At 40.0% G+C, this 19,928-nt stretch carries 21 protein-coding genes; 20 read left to right on the forward strand and 1 reads right to left on the reverse strand.

Translation table 11 applies throughout. The annotated features are described in order from the left end of the window. Positions 1 to 139: 139 nt before the first annotated feature. From deoC to I2F89_RS07665, 7 genes are all read left to right on the forward strand, one after another. Positions 140 to 823 carry a deoxyribose-phosphate aldolase gene (gene deoC, locus I2F89_RS07635; RefSeq protein ID WP_071866717.1) on the forward strand — a complete coding sequence of 228 codons (684 nt, stop codon included), beginning with the start codon at positions 140 to 142 and terminating at the stop codon, positions 821 to 823. Further along, positions 823 to 1,269 carry a PTS sugar transporter subunit IIA gene (locus I2F89_RS07640; protein WP_195514077.1) on the forward strand — a complete coding sequence of 149 codons (447 nt, stop codon included), beginning with the start codon at positions 823 to 825 and terminating at the stop codon, positions 1,267 to 1,269. Before deoC ends, I2F89_RS07640 begins: the two co-directional genes overlap by 1 nt. A gap of 15 nt (positions 1,270 to 1,284) precedes the next feature. Next, positions 1,285 to 2,661, forward strand: a complete 1,377-nt coding sequence (locus I2F89_RS07645; protein WP_195514079.1) for a PTS fructose transporter subunit IIC — start codon at positions 1,285 to 1,287, stop codon at positions 2,659 to 2,661. Positions 2,662 to 2,669: 8 nt separating this feature from the next. After that, positions 2,670 to 3,692: a Gfo/Idh/MocA family oxidoreductase gene (locus tag I2F89_RS07650; RefSeq protein ID WP_195514087.1), complete on the forward strand. Its 1,023-nt coding sequence runs from the start codon at positions 2,670 to 2,672 to the stop codon at positions 3,690 to 3,692. Continuing rightward, on the forward strand, positions 3,693 to 4,739 hold the full coding sequence (locus tag I2F89_RS07655) for an alcohol dehydrogenase catalytic domain-containing protein (protein WP_115357327.1): 1,047 nt from the start codon (positions 3,693 to 3,695) through the stop codon (positions 4,737 to 4,739). A gap of 68 nt (positions 4,740 to 4,807) precedes the next feature. Then, entirely contained in the window at positions 4,808 to 5,584 is a 777-nt protein-coding gene (locus I2F89_RS07660; protein ID WP_195514089.1) for a DeoR/GlpR family DNA-binding transcription regulator, read from the forward strand. Positions 5,585 to 5,698: 114 nt separating this feature from the next. After that, a complete protein-coding gene (locus I2F89_RS07665) occupies positions 5,699 to 5,845 on the forward strand; it encodes a hypothetical protein (RefSeq protein ID WP_185953861.1) in 147 nt (48 codons plus the stop codon). 109 nt (positions 5,846 to 5,954) lie between these two features. Here I2F89_RS07665 and I2F89_RS07670 read toward each other — a convergent pair whose 3' ends face one another. Further along, entirely contained in the window at positions 5,955 to 6,728 is a 774-nt protein-coding gene (locus I2F89_RS07670; protein WP_195514091.1) for a DeoR/GlpR family DNA-binding transcription regulator, read from the reverse strand. Between the two features lie 183 nt (positions 6,729 to 6,911). On the opposite strand from I2F89_RS07670, the gene I2F89_RS07675 reads away from it, so the two are divergent. The 13 genes from I2F89_RS07675 to I2F89_RS07735 form a co-directional block, all read left to right on the forward strand. Then, entirely contained in the window at positions 6,912 to 7,598 is a 687-nt protein-coding gene (locus I2F89_RS07675) for a class II aldolase/adducin family protein (RefSeq protein WP_195514094.1), read from the forward strand. Between the two features lie 18 nt (positions 7,599 to 7,616). Beyond that, entirely contained in the window at positions 7,617 to 9,089 is a 1,473-nt protein-coding gene (locus tag I2F89_RS07680; RefSeq protein ID WP_142433242.1) for a rhamnulokinase, read from the forward strand. Beyond that, the gene (locus I2F89_RS07685; RefSeq protein WP_115357331.1) at positions 9,082 to 9,498 is read left to right on the forward strand and encodes an RbsD/FucU family protein; all 417 of its coding nucleotides are present in this window, start codon (positions 9,082 to 9,084) and stop codon (positions 9,496 to 9,498) included. Before I2F89_RS07680 ends, I2F89_RS07685 begins: the two co-directional genes overlap by 8 nt. 20 nt (positions 9,499 to 9,518) lie before the next feature. After that, positions 9,519 to 11,018 carry a sugar ABC transporter ATP-binding protein gene (locus I2F89_RS07690; RefSeq protein ID WP_229078065.1) on the forward strand — a complete coding sequence of 500 codons (1,500 nt, stop codon included), beginning with the start codon at positions 9,519 to 9,521 and terminating at the stop codon, positions 11,016 to 11,018. Further along, positions 11,019 to 12,026, forward strand: a complete 1,008-nt coding sequence (locus tag I2F89_RS07695; RefSeq protein WP_195514096.1) for an ABC transporter permease — start codon at positions 11,019 to 11,021, stop codon at positions 12,024 to 12,026. A gap of 46 nt (positions 12,027 to 12,072) precedes the next feature. After that, positions 12,073 to 13,164: an ABC transporter substrate-binding protein gene (locus tag I2F89_RS07700; RefSeq protein ID WP_229078066.1), complete on the forward strand. Its 1,092-nt coding sequence runs from the start codon at positions 12,073 to 12,075 to the stop codon at positions 13,162 to 13,164. 18 nt (positions 13,165 to 13,182) lie between these two features. Beyond that, a complete protein-coding gene (locus tag I2F89_RS07705) occupies positions 13,183 to 14,967 on the forward strand; it encodes an L-fucose isomerase (RefSeq protein WP_195514098.1) in 1,785 nt (594 codons plus the stop codon). 40 nt (positions 14,968 to 15,007) lie between these two features. Further along, a complete protein-coding gene (fucO, locus tag I2F89_RS07710) occupies positions 15,008 to 16,162 on the forward strand; it encodes a lactaldehyde reductase (RefSeq protein ID WP_229078067.1) in 1,155 nt (384 codons plus the stop codon). Between the two features lie 537 nt (positions 16,163 to 16,699). Next, complete coding sequence (locus I2F89_RS07715; RefSeq protein WP_195514100.1) at positions 16,700 to 17,326, forward strand: pentapeptide repeat-containing protein; 627 nt, start codon at positions 16,700 to 16,702, stop codon at positions 17,324 to 17,326. 130 nt (positions 17,327 to 17,456) lie between these two features. Next, the gene (locus I2F89_RS07720) at positions 17,457 to 17,816 is read left to right on the forward strand and encodes an MmcQ/YjbR family DNA-binding protein (protein WP_195514103.1); all 360 of its coding nucleotides are present in this window, start codon (positions 17,457 to 17,459) and stop codon (positions 17,814 to 17,816) included. Between the two features lie 233 nt (positions 17,817 to 18,049). After that, complete coding sequence (locus I2F89_RS07725) at positions 18,050 to 18,280, forward strand: hypothetical protein (protein WP_195514130.1); 231 nt, start codon at positions 18,050 to 18,052, stop codon at positions 18,278 to 18,280. 64 nt (positions 18,281 to 18,344) lie between these two features. After that, on the forward strand, positions 18,345 to 19,598 hold the full coding sequence (locus tag I2F89_RS07730; protein ID WP_195514105.1) for an efflux RND transporter periplasmic adaptor subunit: 1,254 nt from the start codon (positions 18,345 to 18,347) through the stop codon (positions 19,596 to 19,598). Then, positions 19,585 to 19,928: ABC transporter ATP-binding protein (locus I2F89_RS07735; protein WP_195514107.1), on the forward strand; the 344-nt coding region annotated here is incomplete at its 3' end. The genes I2F89_RS07730 and I2F89_RS07735, both read left to right, overlap by 14 nt.

A 19,928-nucleotide genomic window follows, 5' to 3' on the forward strand; every position in this document is an offset into this window, starting at 1 on the left:
TTTTTTGTTTTAAATTGAAAGATTAAAAAAACGAAATTGACTAACCTAATATTTTTATTTGCTTTTATATATTGACAATTTAAAATTAAATGATAGCATATAACCGTAAGTGAAAATGAATAAAGAATGGAGCAAGCAAATGATCGAGTTAAAAACATTAGCGAACATGGTAGATCACACATTATTGAAGGCTGGTGCTCAAAAAGAAGAATTTGAACAGCTTTGTAAAGAAGCGGATAACTACGGATTTAAAATGGTTGCGATCAATTCTTATCCTGTAGCGATGTGTCGTAATTATTTACGAGATAGCGATGTGCATGTGGGCGCTGCGATTGGTTTTCCATTAGGGCAAACAACAATTGAGACAAAAGTTTTTGAAGTAGAGGACGCAATCAAAAATGGTGCAGACGAAATCGATTATGTCATCAATATCGGTAAGTTAAAAGAAGGAGATAGCGACTATATTCGTGAAGAAATGAAAGCGATTGTCAATACTGCTCGTGAAGGTAGCATCATTAGTAAAGTCATTTTAGAAAATTGCTATTTAACAGATCAGGAAAAAATAGCCGTTTGTGAAATTGCTAAGGAAGTAAAGCCTGATTTTGTCAAAACATCAACAGGGTTTGGTACAGGAGGTGCAACAGTAGAAGATATACGGTTAATGAAAAAAGTGGTCGGTGAAACAGTGAAAGTGAAAGCTGCAGGAGGGATACGTAACTTAGATACAGCACTTCAGATGGTAGAAGCAGGGGCTGAACGTTTAGGAACAAGCGCTGGTATCAAGATCATCGAAGAATATAAACAGTTAGAAGGAGCAGATTGATGACGGAAATTCGAGATCTATTAAAATCGGCTTTTGTAAATTTTGAGTTGAAAGCAACAGAAAAGGAAGCGGCAATCAATGAGCTTTCAACCACTTTTGTCAAAAAAGGTGTAGTAAGAAATGATAGCGTTTACTTTGATGCGGTCATGAAAAGAGAAGAAGAAAGTACGACAGGGATTGGCTTTGGTATAGCGATTCCTCATGGAAAGAGTGCTGCCGTGACTGAACCTGCGTTGGGATTTGGGCGAAGCCAAGCAGGGATCACGTACGATTCAATGGATGGAAAACCTGTTCATCTGATGTTCTTGATTGCTGTACCCGAAACGTCCAATGATGAGCATCTAAGAATTTTAAGTAAATTATCTCGTAAACTAATGCATGAGGACGTGCGCCAAAAGTTGATGGCTGTCACTGATGTAGAAGAAATCTATCAGATTTTTGAATAGAAAGGGGCTGGGAAAATGAAAATCGTGGGAATTACTTCTTGTTCGACTGGCATTGCACATACGTATATGGCAGCTGAGAACTTAGAAATAGCTGCCAAAAAACGACAGATTGAAATGAAGGTAGAAACACAAGGATCGATTGGAGCAGAAAATGTTTTGACCGAGCAAGAGATCGCTGAAGCAGATGCTGTTGTGATTGCAGCAAGTACTTCAGTAAATAAAGATCGTTTCAATGGCAAGCGTTTATTGGAAGTAGATGTGACAGAAGCAATCAATCACCCAGATGATTTACTTGATCGTGCGTTGAACGCCGCTATCTATTCAAATGGGACAGAGGTAAAATCGGAAGCCAAGGCAGAAAAAAGCGGAGTTTATAGTCACCTAATGACCGGCGTTTCTTATATGATCCCGTTTGTCGTCGCCGGCGGGATATGTATCGCATTAGCTTTTGCATTTGGCGGTATCAATGCTGAAGGTGAGTTAGCTTCATCGATCAATGAGCTAGGCGGGATAACCATGGGCTTGATGTGGCCTGTTTTGGGCGGGTATATCGCTTTCTCGATCGCTGATCGTCCAGGGCTTGTTCCGGGAATGGCGGCAGGAATGATCGCTTCGACAATGAATGCGGGATTTTTGGGTGCATTATTGGGAGGATTTTTAGCAGGGTATACAGTTTATTGGTTGAAGAAAATTCTTAAATTACCACCTGCGCTTTCTGGATTACTACCAGTGTTGATCCTACCAGTTATCTCGGTCCTTTTTGTCGGGCTTATCATGAAGTTTGTCGTAGGTATCCCAATCACAGCCCTTAATGAAGGAATTACCAATTGGTTGAATAATTTATCAGGTATGAATTCAGTGCTGCTTGGATTGCTCTTGGGCGGCATGATGGCAATTGATCTGGCAGGTCCGATCGGAAAAGCTGCATATTTCTTTGGCGTTGCTTCATTGACAAACTTAGGTGTTGGAGAAACAAGCATAGTCATGGCAGCAGTCATGGTTTCTGGCATGGTACCACCACTAGCGATGGCTCTCTCTTCAACTATTTTAGGGAAAAACTTATATAGTAAGGAAGAACGTGAAGCTGGGAAATCAGCGTGGGTCTTGGGGTTATCTTTTATCTCTGAAGGAGCCATTCCTTTTGCGGCAGCAGACCCGCTACGTGTACTGGCATCAGTGACAGTCGGATCTGCGGTTGCTGGAGCGTTGTCCATGATTTTTCAGTGTGGGATCGCGGTTCCTCATGGCGGTTTCTTCGTCTTCTTGATTCCGGGAGCAGTAGAGAATGTTCTATTATATGTATTAGCGTTAGCAATTGGCACGATGGTCAGTGGATTTTTGATAACAGCTGTAAAAGTATTCTCGCAGAAACAACAAGCGACTAAGGGGTAATGATCAGGATGAAAGAAATGATTCGAGTATGTTTGATAGGCACAGGTAGAGCCGGGATGATCCATGGCAAAAATTTTGCACGACGAGTGGAAAATGCAAAATTGATCGCTCTATGTGATCCCTCAAAGGAAAGCTTAGCGTCAGCTCAAAAAGAAGTGGATTGCCCATATATTTATGAAGATTATCGGGAGGCGATGCAAAATCCCGAGATAGACGCAGTTGTGATCGTTACACCAACTAGCTATCACAAGGAGATTGCTTTGGCAGCTGCGGCTGCAAAAAAGCACATTCTATGTGAAAAACCGTTAGCAATGAACGAAGCTGAATGTTTGGCGATCATACAAGCAGCAGAGGAAAATCGGGTGAAATTGCAAGTTGGCTTCATGCGTCGTTTCGATGCGAGCTTTCTAGAGGCAAAAAAAGTAGTCGATTCCGGGGCCATTGGAGAAATCGTATTGGTAAAATCTTTGACTCATGGACCAAGTGAACCAAAACCATGGATGTATGATATCCACCAAAGTAATGGACCGATTGGGGAGGTCAATAGTCACGATTTTGACACGTTACGTTGGCTGACTGGTAGTGAAGTGAGTAGCATCTATGCGAATGGCGGCAACTATCGTTCGCCAGAAGTGAGAGATGAATTTCCTGAGTATTATGACACAGTAGCAATGAATTTACGCTTCAAAGATGGAAAACTTGGATTGATCGATGGCGCACAATATGTTCAATATGGTTATGATGCACGGACGGAGATCCTTGGCACAAAAGGAAGCATATTAGTCGGAGATCAAGGAAAGCACACTATCGTAGTGGCAACTAATAATCAACAGCTGACACGACCGACGATGCACAGTTGGATGTATCTTTTCAGAGAAGCTTATGTAGCAGAAGATCAAGCCTTTGTTGATTGTATTTTGAATGACACGCTACCTCAATGTACAGGCTATGATGGATTGATGGCAGTACGACTGGTAAACGCAGGGTTGACGTCACTGTTAGAAAATAGAATTGTAGAGGTGAAAGAATAGATGAAAGCGGTCCAATTATTAGGGAAAGAAAATATCCAAATAAATGAAATACCCAGACCAGAGATAACGGAGAAAGAAGTGTTAGTAAAGGTCAGAGCAGCTTCGATCTGTGGGACCGATGTTCGGATGTATAAAAATGGCTATCCAACAGCAAGCGAGACAACTCCATTGACTTTGGGACACGAAATTTCGGGGGATATCATTGAGGTAGGCGCATCTGTGGAATTTTACAAAAAAGGAATGCGCGTAGCGATTGCACCAAATATGGGCTGTGGGATCTGTGATCAATGTGTCCGCGGGTACACACATTTATGTGAAACTTATGAAGCATTTGGGATCAATCTTCCAGGTGGTTTTGCAGAATATTTAGTGATTCCAGAAAAAGCAGTACGTCAAGGAAATATCTCGTTGATTCCTGATGGATTATCTTATGAAGAGGCAGCGCTGATTGAGCCATTCAGTTGTGTATTCAACGGACAAGAGATTGCTGGGAACAATCCAGGGGATAATGTGTTGATCATCGGCTCTGGACCAATTGGGATCATGCACGCGCAGTTAGTCCGAGCAAGAGGTGCGAGTAAAGTCATGATGAACGATCTATCAGAGGATCGTTTAGCAGATGCGAAGAAGATCATCCCAGATCTTGTGACATTAACGTCTGAGAACTTAAAAGAAAAAATATTTGCTGAAACAAACAATCAAGGAGTCGATCTATGTATTATTGCTGCACCAGCTCCACAAGCGCAAGAAGCAAGTTTTAGCTATATGGCAATGAATGGTCGGTGTCTGTTTTTTGGTGGATTACCTAAGGAAAAAGAAGAAGTGAAATTGAATACGAATATCCTTCACTATAAACAGTTACGGGTTTTTGGTTGTACACGTGCTAGTCTCATAAGTTATCGAACCTCTGCACAGCTAGTTGCGAATGGTCGTATCCCGCTAAAAGAGTTGATTACGAGTCGCTATTCCATTGATGACTTCGATTCAGCATTGGAAAATGCAAAGAATGCTGTTGGTCTAAAAAATGTGATTATCTTCAAGGAGTAAATGGCGTTTTATTGCTTACATTTTCATTTTCTTTTATAATGAAGCAAAACAAAAAAAGGTGATAAAAGATGGACGATCAATTGTATGCAGAAGAAAGAAAGCAATCAATCGTAAATATGGTCAATGAGAAAAAGCGAATGCAAGTCTCAGAACTTGTAGAATTTTTCAATGTGACTGGGTCAACGATTCGTAATGACTTGCGAGAACTTGAAAATGAAGGTCTAGTGACACGTACGCACGGTGGGGTCATTAAACGAGAATTTCAGCGAAGTGTTGAAATTATTCCGAAAAGTCGTGAGTTGACAAGTGAAAAATACAAAATTGCTGAACAGGCGGTTCAATTGATTGAAGAAAATGACATCTTGGCGATTGATACAGGAACATCTTGCCGTGCATTCGTCGAAAAATTGATCACTAGTCCATTGAAACAGTTAACGATCTTGACTTATGATCTTGAGATTGCCTTGTTATTAAGTGAAAAAACAAATTATCAAGTACAAGTGATCGGTGGGACGATTCGAAATGGCTATCCTTATGTGTCAGGAAGTTCCGTAGCACTTGGGTTGGCTAGATTTTCCGTAGATAAAGTTATTTTGGGGACCACTTCATTTGATAAAGATTATGGTTATTCAACCCCTAATTACGAAACAGCAGAAATGAAGAAAAGTTTGATCAATATTGGGCGCATAAAAATCGTATTAAGTGACTCGAGTAAGATCAATCAACGCAGCTTCAAGCAATTTGCGAAACCTGAAGACTGTGATTATTTAGTCACGGATGCCCATATTACGCAAGAACAGCAAAATGAAATCAATGCACTAGGGATCAATTTATTGATCGTATAGAAAGGATACTGGAACGAAGTGCTCATTCCGGAAGTATCTGACTAAAATAAGACGATGTCCATGAAAATTGCTTGTTCAATTTTTTGGCTGCCGTCTTATTTTGCGTAGGAGTTGGTGCTTGTAAGTGTCTTATTCGTTAGCCAAGATAGACAATACAAAAAATCTTTCTGGACGCAAACACTTGATGAACGCACGAATGAACAGTTTACTGACAAGCAATCGGTTAGAGGTCAAAGAGCAGAAGCTGTGGCATTAGTTTAAAAAAGGGTGGGAGAAGGAGGAACTTTCTCCCACCACAAACTGATAAGACTGTACCACCAACCCACTCTCATTTCTTAAATCGTATAAAAAAGTGTGCTAGAAGCAAACATTAATTTTGATAAGGAAAAACGATATCCAAGCCATGATCATCAAAAGTAGCTAAGTAATTTTTGCTAGGCTCACAATTTGTAACTAAAGCGTTATAATCAAGGAAATCACCAATTTTAAAGAAGTGACTGGAACCAAATTTCGTATAGTCAATCAGAAGAATGGTTTGTTTCGATTGTTTCATCATTTCTTTTTTTACTTGTGCTTGACTGAAGCTTGCTTCATAAACACCTTCTCGATCTAATCCTCTGCATGAAAAAAATGCTAAGTCAAATTGAAAAGAATCAAAGAGCGATTCATACGAGTTACTGATGACTGCACTTGAATTTATTTTGACTTCTCCACCAATAATAAAAACCTTCAATGCTTCACTTTTCCCTTCACTTAAATCCAAAGCGATTTTTAATCCATTTGTAATCACCACTAAATTTGGGATTGTTTTCAATAAAGGCACAAGCTGTTGGACGGTACTACTCGAATCCAAAAAAATACACATACCAGGGGCAATAAAATCTTGAGCTAAATCAGCGATGATCTGTTTTTCTTTGATGTTCGAGGCTTGTCGTATGATGTGAGAAAATTCGGTATTCGTTGTTTTCGTTAAAATAGCTCCGCCGTGAGTACGCTTAATCGCACCACGTTCTTCTAGTTTCAATAAATCTCTCCTAAGTGTAGAAATACTACAGTGCAGATGTTGGCAGAGATCTTTATTTGAAGCTTGTTTTTTTTTGCTCAGAAACTCCATGATATCATCCAACCTTAATTCTGATTCCATGTAAGCGCCTCCTTTTTGGTTTAGTCGAGTATAGCATGTGATTGAACACTTTTGAACATATCTGAATAAAAAAGAACGAAACTAATGACAAAAAATCAATCTTCGGTTTAAATCATCACAAATAAAAGATAGCAACTATAATGGTGTTGTAAACGGTAACAAATAAAATCGTGGAGGTCAATGATGAATGAAGAATTAGTAAAACAGCAGATTTGTGATGTATGTAACAAGATGTGGCAGCTGGGATGGGTAGCAGCCAATGATGGAAATGTTTCAGCAAAATTAGCAGAAGACATCTTTATTTGTACGCCAACTGGCATTAGTAAAAGTTTTATTACACCGGACAAGTTGATCCAAATCAATCGTAAGGGAGAAATTTTAGTAGCAAATGGCGACTACAAGCCATCAAGCGAAATCAAAATGCACTTACGGGTATATCAAGAAAGAGAAGATGTTGGCTCAGTCGTTCATGCGCATCCTCCTGTAGCAACTGCGTTTGCCTTAGCTCAAATCCCGTTAGACACTTATTCATTGATTGAAAATGCTATTGTTATTGGTTCTGTACCGATCACACCTTTTGGTACTCCTTCGACTGATGAAGTGCCAGAGACTATTACGCCCTATTTACCTGAACATGATGTCTTGTTACTCGAAAATCACGGGGCATTAGCGATGGGCTCAGATGTGATCACTGCATATTATCGTATGGAAACTTTGGAGTTAGTTGCTAAAACTTCTTTCCATGCAAGAATGCTTTTGGGCGGTGAAGCAGAAGCTGAGATCCCACAAGAAAAACTTCAAAAGCTATTTGAAATGAGAAAAAATTATGGTGTGACCGGCAAGCATCCTGGGTATAAAAAATATAGCTGAGAAAGAAAGGGAAGAGCGTTGAAGAAAAATGTACTCGCTTTTGATTTTGGCGCATCATCTGGGCGTGCCATCATTGGTATTTACGAAGACGGTAGGTTGGTATTAAAAGAAATCCATCGATTCCCAAACTATCCTTTGGAAGAAAATGGCTCGCTTTACTGGGATATTGATTATTTATTTGAACAAATAAAAATAGGCATTCGACGAGCAACAGATGAATACTCGATCGATAGTTTAGGAATCGATACATGGGGCGTCGATTTCGGCTTATTGGATCGCGCGGGTCAATTGATCAAACGACCAGTGAACTACCGTGATCCTCGAACGCAGGGAATTCTGGCGGAGGCCGAGAAGTATATGCCGCTCAAAGATGTTTATCAGCAAACGGGGAACCAAATGATGGAGATCAATTCGCTTTATCAGCTGTTAGCAGAACGGCAAAACAATCCGGAGTTTGATCAAGTGGCGACTATTTTGTTTATGCCTGATTTATTCAACTATTTACTCACTGGGAAAATAGTTGCAGAACGAAGTATTGCCTCAACTTCCCAATTAGTCAACCCGAGGACTGGTCGTTGGGATGAGAAAGTGCTAGAATCATTTGCTTTTTCGGAGAGCATATTTCCACCATTGGTATCTTCCGGGAAGCCTTTAGGAATGATAAAAAAAGATCTAGGATTACCACCAATAAAAGTGGTGAATGTCTGTGGTCATGATACCGCTAGTGCAGTAGTTAGTGTACCTTGTAACCAAGAATTTCTGTTTATCTCTTGCGGAACCTGGTCGTTGGTCGGTACAGAATTAGCTAGACCGATCATCAACGAAAAGGCATATAACTATAATTTAACAAATGAAGCTGGAATCAACCACACGACGCGTTTTCTAAAAAATTGTACTGGACTCTGGATCATTCAAGAAGTGAAACGAAATTTAGCAGAATTAGGTCGGGTGTATTCCTATTCTGAACTTGCCAATTTGGCGGATGATGCATCGGAATTTAAATGTTTGATCGATACGGATGATCTGACATTTGTTGCTCCTGGAAATATGATCCAGCGAATCCAACACTATGCTGCAAAGACGAACCAAGGGATTCCGCAAACAGATGGCGAATTGGTGCGGTGCGTCTATGAAAGTTTAGCAATGAAATACAAGTATTGTATTTTAGAAATCATCGATGCTGCTGGAAAAGAGTTTGATACGGTCAATATCGTCGGTGGTGGTTCCCAGGCTGAAATCCTTTGTCAAATGGTGGCGGATGCTTCCAATATGCGAGTAAGCGCAGGTCCAGTGGAAGCAACTGCTATTGGAAATATTTCGGTGCAATTATTGGCAGAAGGCGTATTTAAAGATGTGAAGGAAGTGAGAGAGTGGATAAAAGAATTGATAGCGGTCAAATCCTATTTTCCGAGTACCAAAAAAAGGGAATGGGATAAACAGTTTTCTAAGTATCAACAACTTTTAAAATCGGGGGAGAAAGCAAATGCTTAAAAATATTCCTAAAAATTTATCACCAGAGTTAGTCAAAGTTCTGATGGAGATGGGTCATGGAGATGAGATTGTTCTTGCTGACGGAAACTATCCAGCTGCTTCCAATGCAAAAAAACTCATACGCTGTGATGGTCTACCGATGCCAGAACTCTTGAAAAGCATCTTAGAATTATTTCCTTTGGATCAATACGTCGAACAGCCAGTAGCATTGATGGCTGTAGCTAAAGGTGATGAGACTAAACCTGCGATTTGGGAGGAGTATAAGGCGCTTCTTGATCAAGGCGTATCGATTGAATCAATCGAACGACAGGCCTTTTACGAGAGAGGAAAACAAGCGTATGCCATCGTCGCAACTGGGGAAGAAGCAATCTATGCAAATATTCTTTTGAAGAAAGGCGTTGTGAAATAATTTTAGGAAGCGGGGATAATATGGAGACGATATTAGATATGAAAGATGTTTCCAAGAACTTTGGTCCTGTGCAAGCGTTAAAAAATGCGGCACTCCATTTGAAAAAAGGAGAAGTTCACGCATTGATGGGGGAAAATGGCGCTGGCAAATCGACACTCATGAAAATTTTAACAGGGATTCATGGAAAAGACACTGGCTCGATCGTCTACAATGGAGCAGAAGTGGCATTCAAAAGCCCAAAGGAATCAATGGATGCCGGAGTGGTCATCGTTCATCAAGAGTTGAACATGATCAATCATCTGACGGTTGCGCAAAATGTATTTATCGGTAGAGAATCAATGACAGGCTTTTTTACGAATGATGATGAGATAAACAAACAGACACAAGCGTTGTTCGATCGGCTGAATATGGATATCGATCCAAAAGAGAAGGTTGGAAATCTAACCGTAGGAAAAATGCAGATGGTAGAAATTGCCAAAGCAATCTCAATGAATGCGAAAATCGTTGTGTTTGATGAACCAACAGCGGCCCTTACTGATTCAGAAATAAAAGAACTATTTAAAATCATCGATGATTTAAAAAAACGTCAAATTGGAATCGTATACATTTCTCATCGGATGGATGAGATTAAACAAATCACTGATCGAGTAACAGTGATGCGAGATGGCGAATACATCGGGACGATCGACACCAAATCTTCTACAAAAGACGAGATCATCAATATGATGGTCGGACGCGTCATTTATGAAGATCCCAAATCCCAGTCTGAGATACCGGATGATGCTGAAACAGTACTTGAAGTGAAGAATTTGAGCATCGGCAAGCGTGTAAAAGACTTGAACTTCCAGTTGAAAAAAGGAGAAATTCTTGGTTTTTCTGGGCTGATGGGAGCCGGACGTACGGAAATGGCCAGATTGATTTTCGGAGCCGATACACGAGATAGTGGACAAATTTTTATCCATGGAGAAAAAGTCGAGATCCAAGAGCCAAAAGATGCAGTGGCACATGGCATCGGCTATCTATCAGAAGACAGAAAACAATATGGAGTGATCGTTGGTATGTCTGTGGCAGATAATATTGTCATGACCGATTTAGATAAGTATGTTCGAGGCGCATTGATCGATGACCGAGCAATTGAACAGGAAAGTAAAAAATATATAAAATCTCTTCAGATCAAAACACCGTCAGGCAAACAACTGATTCGTAATCTATCTGGAGGAAATCAGCAAAAAGTCGTCATTGCAAAATGGTTAGAACAAAACAGTGATATTCTGATTTTTGACGAACCAACACGAGGAATCGATGTGGGCGCCAAGAGTGATATTTATGAGTTAATGACAGAATTAACGAAAATGGGTAAATCGATCATCATGATCTCTTCTGAATTGACAGAGATCTTGCGAATGAGCGATCGGGTCATTGTCATGTGTGAAGGAAAGAAAACAGCTGAGTTGGCAATCTCGGAAGCAACACAAGAAAAGATTCTACATTATGCAACATTGAGAGAGGAAGTTGTTTAGATGGAAAATCAACTAGAAAATGTACCATCTCAAAAAAACAGTTGGCTAAAATCAATCACTAATCGGATCGGATTGCAGCAATTGATCATTTTGATCGTCTTATTTTTTATTTATGGATTCTTTGCTTTTATGAGTCCAGCTTTTCGTACGAGCAATACATTGACCAGTATATTAGATGCGTCTTATTACGTTGGCTTTTTAGCTTTAGGGGTAACATTCGTCATTATCACTGGAGGAATCGATCTGTCGATTGGTACGAATATGATGTGTGCAGCGATAACAGGAGGTGTCATCTATAACCGTTTCGGCGCCCCGCTATGGCTCGCATTACTAGCGATCATCGCAATGGCTACAGCGTTCGGTCTGCTGAATGGTCTGTTGGTGGCGAAACTAAAGTTACCAGCTTTTATTGCTACTCTAGGAACGATGATGATCACGCGGGGATTAAGTTCGATTCTTTCAAATGTCCAAACAGAGACATTCCCATTACGAGATAGTGGGGATGGTTGGTACAAGTCGATTTTTCGGACGGGAAATAATTTCCCGACTGGTGTCATCTTATTACTCGTTATGGGCATTATTGCAGCAATCGTTTTAAATAAGACAAAAATCGGTCGATATATCTTTGCAATAGGGAGTAATAGTGAAGCAACTCGCTTATCAGGAGTGAACATTGTCCGAAGTGAAGCAACCGCGTATGTGATTGCCGGTTTCTTTGCAGGACTTGCAGCCATTGCTTATGCCGCAACATACACCACGATCATGCCAGGAGCAGGCGCGGGATTTGAGATGGATGGGATTGCGGCAGTAGTAGTTGGCGGGACTTCGTTAAGCGGTGGGGTCGGTTCGATTTTAGGAACGATGATCGGTGTATTCAACATGACTGTGTTAAAAATTGGTTTACCTTATCTTGATCTACAGCCTCATTACCAAATTTTTATCACTGGATTTGTTGTGATACTTGCCGTTTATGTCGATATCTATCGGAATCGCAAGAAAGCAAAATAATCGAATATCTATTTTTTAGAACAAAAAACGTTTGGAGGTAATCAAATTGAAAAAACGTATGTGGAGTTTCGTTCTAGGAGTAAGTGTTTTATTTGGGATCATTGGTTGTAGTAATGGGGACAGCGCATCTGACACTGGAAATTCAGGTGATGGTACGGTGATCGAAGTTGTTGCCAAAGGCTTTCAACATGATTTTTGGAAAGCGGTACAGTCTGGTGCCCAACAAGCAGCAGATGAACATGGGGTTCGGATGAACTTTGTTGGACCAAAGGATGAAACAGCTATTGCAGAACAACTTGAGATGTTGAATAATTCGATCAATAAAAATCCAGGAGCCATTGCATTAGCAGCGTTAGATACCAATGCGCAATTGGATGCGATACAACAAGCACAAAGTAAAGGGATCCCAATCATTGGTTTTGACTCAGGTGTTCCTGATGCACCAGATGGCGCAGTGAAGGCGACCGCTGCCACTGACAATTATAAGGCTGGTGCGATTGCCGCAGAACATGCGTATGAAGCAATCAAAGATCGAATTGCGGCAAATGATGTCTCTCGAATCGGCATTGTTTCTCAAGAAGTGAATTCACTTTCGATCTCACAAAGAACGGGTGGATTTATTGATAAGATGGTCGAATTGCTAGAAGCGGATAGTGGGGTTGGTCAGGGCAAAATAGCAGTCACTGGACATGATAAATTTAGAAATGACATCCAAGAAAAGGATGCAAAAGTAGTGATCGAATTACGCGTGCCAGCTGAAGTAACCGATGCTGCCGGAAAAACAGAGGCGCAAGCATTACTTGAGAAATCGGACATCATCTGTGTTTACGGCTCGAATGAATATGGCGCAAAATCAATCATCAATGCGGATGATGGACTAGGTGGACGCATTGGCATCACAGAAGATAAAGTGATTGCCATTGGCTTTGATTCGGGAGCATTGCAACAAGATGCGATTCGAAATGAGCGGTTTTACGGATCAGTCACACAAAACCCTGTAAAGATAGGTTATGAGGCAGTGTCCTTAGCAGTAAAAGCTGCCAAAGGAGAGCCAGCAAGTGATGTCGATACCGGTGTGGAATGGTACAACAAAGACAATATTGATTCTCAAGAGATCCAAGAATTACTTTATCAATAAATAGGAGGAATAGATCATATGAAGAATTATCCTAAAATCGGTATTAGACCAGTGATTGATGGACGCCAAGGAGGAGTCAGAGAATCCTTAGAAGAAAAAACAATGACCATGGCGCAAGAAGCAAAGCGATTGATTGAGAGTAGTTTGTATTATGCCGACGGAACCCCCGTACAATGTGTGATTGCAGATCGGACAATTGGTGGGCGCGGAGATGCAGGAAAAGTACGTGACCACTTTTCGAAAAAGAACATCATAGCGACATTATCTGTGACGCCAAGTTGGTGTTATGGAACGGAAACGATGGATCTGGAATCAGATACGATCAAAGCGATTTGGGGCTTTAACGGGACAGAAAGACCAGGAGCAGTCTATCTTGCTGCCGCGATGTCAGGATATGCACAAAAAGGCTACCCAGCATTTAAGATCTATGGTCATGATGTCCAAGAATTAGATGACAACACCATTCCGCTAGACGTGAAACGTAAAATCCTATCGTTCGCACGTGGCGCATTTGCTGTCGGTCAAATGAAGGGCAAATCATACGTGAATATCGGTTCATCTTGTATGGGGATCGCCGGTTCACAAGTGGATAGCAAATTTTTCACAGAATATTTAGGCATGCCGATCGAATTTGTGGATATGACAGAAATCCTACGTCGGATAACGCTTGAGATCTATGACCCAGAAGAATACAAAAAAGCATTGGATTGGATCAAAGAGAATTGCCAAGAAGGAATCGATATCAACGAAGGCAAAAAATTCCCAGAGATCATCACAAAATCTAAAGTCGTCCCTGCGGATCAAGATTGGGAATTTATTGCCAAACAAGCAATCATCATTCGCGATATCATGTTTGGGAATGAAAACTTAGCAGAACTCGGATGGGAGGAAGAAGCCAGAGGACGTGATGCGATCGCAGGAGGCTTCCAAGGTCAGCGTCAGTGGACAGATTGGCTACCGAATGGAGATTTCACTGAAGCAATCATGGCTTCGACTTTTGACTGGAACGGTCCGCGACCCGTGACAGCTTTTGCAACTGAAAATGATACATTGAACGCAGCTTCTATGCTATTTGGGACACTATTGACAAACAAATCGCCTATTTTTTCAGATGTTCGAACCTACTGGAGTCCAGAATCTGTGGAGAAGACAACTGGCAAAACATTAACTGGTCATGCTAGGAATGGTATTCTTCATTTGATCAATTCAGGTGCATCTGCCTTAGATGGAACAGCCGCAGCTAAAGATGAAACCGGCAATGGAACGATGAAAGAATTCTGGAACATGACACAAGAAGATATCGATAGTTGTTTAAAAGCAACAGATTGGTGTCGAGCAAATTATGAGTATTTCCGTGGTGGCGGTTTTTCCTCCCACTTCAGAACGAATGCAGAAATGCCAGTTACCATGATCCGACTCAATATTGTAGATGGTGTCGGCCCAGCACTGCAAATCGCAGAAGGATATACCTGTGTGTTAGATGAAGAGATCCATCATATTTTAGATGAACGAACAGATAAAACATGGCCGACTACTTGGTTTGCACCGATTTTAGGTTTACCAGGATTTGAAACAGTGTATGAAGTCATGAACCATTGGGGATCGAATCACTGTGCAACAGTACATGGTCATATCGGCGATGAATTGATCACACTGGCAAGTATGTTACACATTCCAGTTGCCTTGCATAATGTTTCTGAAGACCGAATTTTCAGACCACATGTCTTTAGTGGTTTTGGTACAAAAGATCTTGAAAGTGCTGATTATCGTGCCTGTGAGTATTTCGGACCGCTATATAAATAGAGTGAAAAAAATCCCATGAACGAACGAAAGGATGAAACAAATGACAGTGAATCGTATGATCTTAAATGAAACCTCTTATTTTGGTAAAGGTGCTATTGCTCAAATCCCTATAGAATTCAAGAATAGAGGGTTCACAAAAGCAGTAATCGTAACTGATAAAAATCTTGTCAAGTTTGGGGTTGCAACAAAGGTAACTGAACTATTGGACAACGAAGGAATCGAGTATCAAATTTATGATGGGATCATTCCAAATCCAACCATCGAAAACGTGAAGCAAGGGGTAGCATTCGTCAAAAAGACAACTGCTGACTGTATCATTGCAATCGGTGGGGGATCACCGATCGATACAGCCAAAGCAATCGGTATGATCATCACGAATCCTGAATTTTCAGATGTGCTCAGTTTAGAAGGTGTTGCGAACACCAAAAATCCTTCTTTACCTATTTTTGCTGTTCCAACCACTTCTGGTACAGCAGCAGAAGTGACGATCAATTACGTGATCACAGATGAAGAAAATCACCGCAAATTTGTGTGTGTCGATCCACATGATATTCCACTGGTTGCTTTTGTGGATAGTGACTTGATGATGGGCATGCCTAAAGAATTAGCAGCGGCCACAGGAATGGATGCGATGACTCATGCCATTGAAGGATTGATTACAAAAGGCGCTTGGGAGATGAGCGATATGCTTCACCTAAAAGCAATCGAAATCATTGGGCGCTCGTTACGACATTCAGTCACTGGTGATATAGAAGCTCGTGAAGAAATGGCTTTAGGTCAATATATTGCCGGCATGGGATTTTCTAACGTTGGGTTAGGTTTAGTCCATGGTATGGCACATCCATTGTCCGCTTGGTACAACATTCCTCATGGTGTGGCATGTGCGACCCTACTACCGACAATCATGCGGTACAATAAGGACTTTACAGCTGAAAAATATCGAGAAATCGCTAAAGCGTTGGCGATTCCAAATGCAGCTGAAATGAGCTTGTCAGAAGTACGTGATGGCGCTTGCAAAGCAATTGCTCAGCTGAGTAAAGATGTTGGCATACCTGAAACAATTTCAGAACTAGGTGTAAAAATCGAGGATCTTCCAAGTATTGCAGAAGATGCCTTTCGAGATGTGTGTACACCAGGCAATCCACGAGATACCTCAGTACCAGAAATCATTGAACTGTATAAGCGTTTGATGTAACTTCTAAAAGGGAAAAGTATAAACAATCAAGCACTTTAGTACACCAATACAAAGTAAAAGAATCAAGCTAAAACATTCCAGTTTAGCTTGATTCTTTTATATTTATAAAATAATCTTTTCGATGATTCATTATTTCCGGTTCTTGATCATATCATACACGTCATAAGCTACAAATCCCATTGCAAGCAAATAAAGTGCCCAAGTAAAGATCGAATTTGTGATGAATTGGTAGTATAAATTTAAACTACAAAGGGTGTATAATGCCAAGCGTAGGAATGTGAATGGTTTGGAATGATAATTAGTCAAAATATAAGCCTCCAGAAAGATAGATATTGTATTTTATCAATAAGTTACTCTTTAACTATAGTGTACGGTGAAAGCTATTTCATTGTCAAATTCCTACAGGGAACAAAGCTAAATCGCTCATCAGGAGATACGAGTAAAAGCAAGTTTAACTATGAAATAAATCACGTCATCTTTTCTTTATTCTGTTATGATAAGGATAGTAAAACAAACAGATAGAAAGGAGCTGAATGTATGGCAAAGAAAATTGCTTCTCCAGAGCTGCCCGAATTAGTTGAGGGAAACTTTTATTTAGAGGATGAAACAACCTTTTCAGGTATTGTTTCTGAAGGGGAAGACCAAAGCTATCTTAGTTCTCGCAATATCGTGTTGAAGAATAGCCATATCAAAAAATTAGCGATGCAAAAATCTCGGTTGGAGCGGTTTGAATGTAGCGATGTCATTTTTGAAAAGTGTGATTTCTCAAATTTAGAATGGTTTGGTGCAAGCTTTCATCGTGTGCATTTCAAGCAATGCAAATTGACCGGAACCAATTTCTCAGACAGCTTCTTGCGTGATTGTGTTTTCGAAGAGTGTGTAGCAAATCTCTCTTCTTTTAGCTACACGAATATGAAGTTTGTCAGGTTTAGCGACAATCAATTGAAAAATACTGATTTTTTTGATAGCAATTGGAAAGATCTAGTAGTAGAAAACAATGACCTTTCAGGCTCAAATTGGGTCAATACGCCACTGAAAGGATTAGATGTTACAACGAATACTTTTTCTCAAATCAATCTATCTATGGAGCTACTTCGAGGACTGATCGTCAATCAAGAACAAGCGATCATTATTGCGGCGGGTTTGGGGTTGGTGATTGAGTAGATAAAACAGAACGAACAATGTTAAGAAATTAGTCAATCTGATCGAATACATCCTAGAATTAACCTAGAGCATAGTTAAATTGTTTCATGACCACTCAGTTTAGTTTATTGGCAGAAAGGAGAACTTACCGATGGATTTGACAGATAAACTTATCAATTTTGCTACTACCTTGGAAGGTGTCCAAATGGATCATCCTTTTGGAAAATTTCCAGATTATATCGTGTTCCGCCATCAATCGACAGGTAAATGGTTTGGTTTGATCGTATGTGTTGAAAAAGACAAATTAGGTATAGAAGGCGAAGGTCAAGTTCCCCTCGTCAATGTCAAAGCAGATCCAGAAATCATCTCCATCCTGAAAAAGAGTAAAGGCTATTATCCTGCTTATCATATGAACAAAAACCATTGGATAAGTGTAGCTTTGAATGGCGCAGTCGCAGAAAAGCAACTCTTTTATCTGCTGAAAGAGAGTTATGATTTAACAAATGGTTAATAAAAAATCAAAATAATAGTAGAATATCTCTATTTAGCCAAAAGCAATCCAACAATCGTTTGGATTGTTTTTTTTTTTTTGAAATTTAAGCGCTATCTTTTTGTTCAAAAAAAATTACCAAAAAAATTACACAAAAAACAGATTAGCTTTAGAAAGAGAATAGGTCTGTTATGTATGATAGTAAATATAACAAGAGAAACATAACTAAAACAAATAGAAGAGGATGGTTTTTCATGATGAAAAAAGGAACAAAGTATAAAGGTTATCTGGTATTAGTATGTTCTGTCGGTCTTTTAGCAGCATGCAGTTCAGAGACTAAAGATACGAGTGAGTCAGAGATACCAAAAGTAAAAAGTGAACGAAAAGTAACCATTGATGGAAAGGAAGGGACGGAAAAAGTTTTGGATAATGGAACGATTGTTCAAGAGTTTGATGAACAAGTGTCGGAAAAAGACGAAGATTAAGTATGGATCGAATGTTCTAAGCGCAATTTTTATTAATGACTGATCTTAATGAGGGAGAAAACACATGAATAAAAAAAAAAGAAAAAAATTTAATCGAAAGTGGTATTTGCCAGTAGCTGTCCTCACCGTTTTACTAGTAGTTGGTGCGGTCAGTCTGGTTGCTTCTAGTGGGAAAACAAAAGAAGAAAATTCAGAAACAAATATTGAAGCTCGGTCTGTCAAATCCCTTATTGATGAGGTGAAAGCGGCGAATTTGATTTTAGCAGGAAAAGTCATGCCAAACAATAGCAACAAAATCAAAATTGATCCAGAACGAGGAACAGTGAAAGATATTCTGGTAAATGAAGGAGATGTCGTAGAAAAAGGGCAACCTTTGTTTACATACCAAACGGATCAACAGAGAAAAGTTGTGGAAGCTGAAATGGACGTAGAAATCAAAGTGAGAGCAGTAGAACAAGCACGAGTGACTGCAAATCAAAAATGGACAGCACATAACCAAAAAGTAGCAGAGCTTGGAAAAGTAAGACAGGATTATGCAAAAGAAAAATCGGAAGAGTTACAAAGTACGATCAAAGCATTAGAAGGAGAAATCACAGGTCTACATGCAGAAGCTATTGCTGGCGACAATGAAGTGAAGAATGCCGAAACAGAACTAAGAAGGGCACAGTTACTTCAGGAAAACGAAAAAGAACGACTGAATGAAGACACAGTGACAGCTGATCACTCAGGAAGAATCAAATCGTTGAATCGTGACTTAGTCAATCAATCAAAAGAACGTCAAAAAGAAGATAATTTTATGGAGATCCTTGATGATTCGAACTTGTATGTGGATGGTCAAGTCACTGAATTTGATCGTGAAAAAGTCGCTGTCGATCAGCGAGTTGAAATCATGGATCGTAAAGACCCAGAGAAAACTTGGCAAGGAAATATTGTACAGGTGGCAAACTTAACTGGAGATGAAAAACAAGAGGACCAAAAAGAAGAGAATCCTAATTTATCTAAGTTTCCTTATAAAGTTAAGATCGATCCAAAAGAAGAAATGCCACTGATTGGTTCCAATGTGTATGTCAATGTTTTACCGAAAGATTTTGTGCCAGGAAAAGTGATCATCAACCAAAGATACCTCATGGAAAAAGATGGAAAATATTATGTATGGAAAGTAGAAAATGATCGGATCAAAGAGCATGAAGTAAAGGTAAATCCGATGGATAATGAACTCGCAGAAATAATCGAAGGATTGACTGTTGAAGATCAGCTTGCTTTGCCTCAAACAGGAATGGTCGAGGGAATGGAGGTTGGTGCAAGTGTTGACGCTTAACAACATTCAGAAGTCATATTGGCAAGGCGGGAAAGAACTAAAAGTCCTTAAAGATATCTCTTTGCAAATCAATGAAGGAGAACTGGTCGCAATCATGGGGCCATCGGGGTCAGGAAAGTCGACGTTGATGAATATCATTGGGTGTCTGGATACAGCTACATCAGGGGATTATATCGTTGAAGGAACGGATGTCAAAACGTTAGCGGACAATTCATTGGCTGATTTTCGTAATGCAAAAATCGGCTTTGTTTTTCAGAATTTCAATCTCATGCCAAAATTAACCGTTTCGCAAAATGTGGAAATGCCATTAACGTATAAAAAAGTCAATAA

The sequence above is a fragment of the Enterococcus sp. 1001283B150225_161107_E12 genome (assembly GCF_015556925.1).
Lineage (GTDB): Bacteria > Bacillota > Bacilli > Lactobacillales > Enterococcaceae > Enterococcus_B > Enterococcus_B mundtii.

Bases quoted from the DNA above. Each gene is read 5' to 3' on its own strand.
- deoC (WP_071866717.1), top strand. From the start codon at position 140: ATGATCGAGTTAAAAACATTAGCGAACATGGTAGATCACACATTATTG.
- I2F89_RS07675 (WP_195514094.1), top strand. From the start codon at position 6,912: ATGAATGAAGAATTAGTAAAACAGCAGATTTGTGATGTATGTAACAAG.
- I2F89_RS07695 (WP_195514096.1), top strand. From the start codon at position 11,019: ATGGAAAATCAACTAGAAAATGTACCATCTCAAAAAAACAGTTGGCTA.
- I2F89_RS07650 (WP_195514087.1), top strand. From the start codon at position 2,670: ATGAAAGAAATGATTCGAGTATGTTTGATAGGCACAGGTAGAGCCGGG.
- I2F89_RS07715 (WP_195514100.1), top strand. From the start codon at position 16,700: ATGGCAAAGAAAATTGCTTCTCCAGAGCTGCCCGAATTAGTTGAGGGA.
- I2F89_RS07705 (WP_195514098.1), top strand. From the start codon at position 13,183: ATGAAGAATTATCCTAAAATCGGTATTAGACCAGTGATTGATGGACGC.
- I2F89_RS07725 (WP_195514130.1), top strand. From the start codon at position 18,050: ATGATGAAAAAAGGAACAAAGTATAAAGGTTATCTGGTATTAGTATGT.
- I2F89_RS07685 (WP_115357331.1), top strand. From the start codon at position 9,082: ATGCTTAAAAATATTCCTAAAAATTTATCACCAGAGTTAGTCAAAGTT.
- fucO (WP_229078067.1), top strand. From the start codon at position 15,008: ATGACAGTGAATCGTATGATCTTAAATGAAACCTCTTATTTTGGTAAA.
- I2F89_RS07730 (WP_195514105.1), top strand. From the start codon at position 18,345: ATGAATAAAAAAAAAAGAAAAAAATTTAATCGAAAGTGGTATTTGCCA.
- I2F89_RS07640 (WP_195514077.1), top strand. From the start codon at position 823: ATGACGGAAATTCGAGATCTATTAAAATCGGCTTTTGTAAATTTTGAG.
- I2F89_RS07690 (WP_229078065.1), top strand. From the start codon at position 9,519: ATGGAGACGATATTAGATATGAAAGATGTTTCCAAGAACTTTGGTCCT.
- I2F89_RS07660 (WP_195514089.1), top strand. From the start codon at position 4,808: ATGGACGATCAATTGTATGCAGAAGAAAGAAAGCAATCAATCGTAAAT.
- I2F89_RS07655 (WP_115357327.1), top strand. From the start codon at position 3,693: ATGAAAGCGGTCCAATTATTAGGGAAAGAAAATATCCAAATAAATGAA.
- I2F89_RS07670 (WP_195514091.1), bottom strand. From the start codon at position 6,728: ATGGAATCAGAATTAAGGTTGGATGATATCATGGAGTTTCTGAGCAAA.
- I2F89_RS07645 (WP_195514079.1), top strand. From the start codon at position 1,285: ATGAAAATCGTGGGAATTACTTCTTGTTCGACTGGCATTGCACATACG.
- I2F89_RS07720 (WP_195514103.1), top strand. From the start codon at position 17,457: ATGGATTTGACAGATAAACTTATCAATTTTGCTACTACCTTGGAAGGT.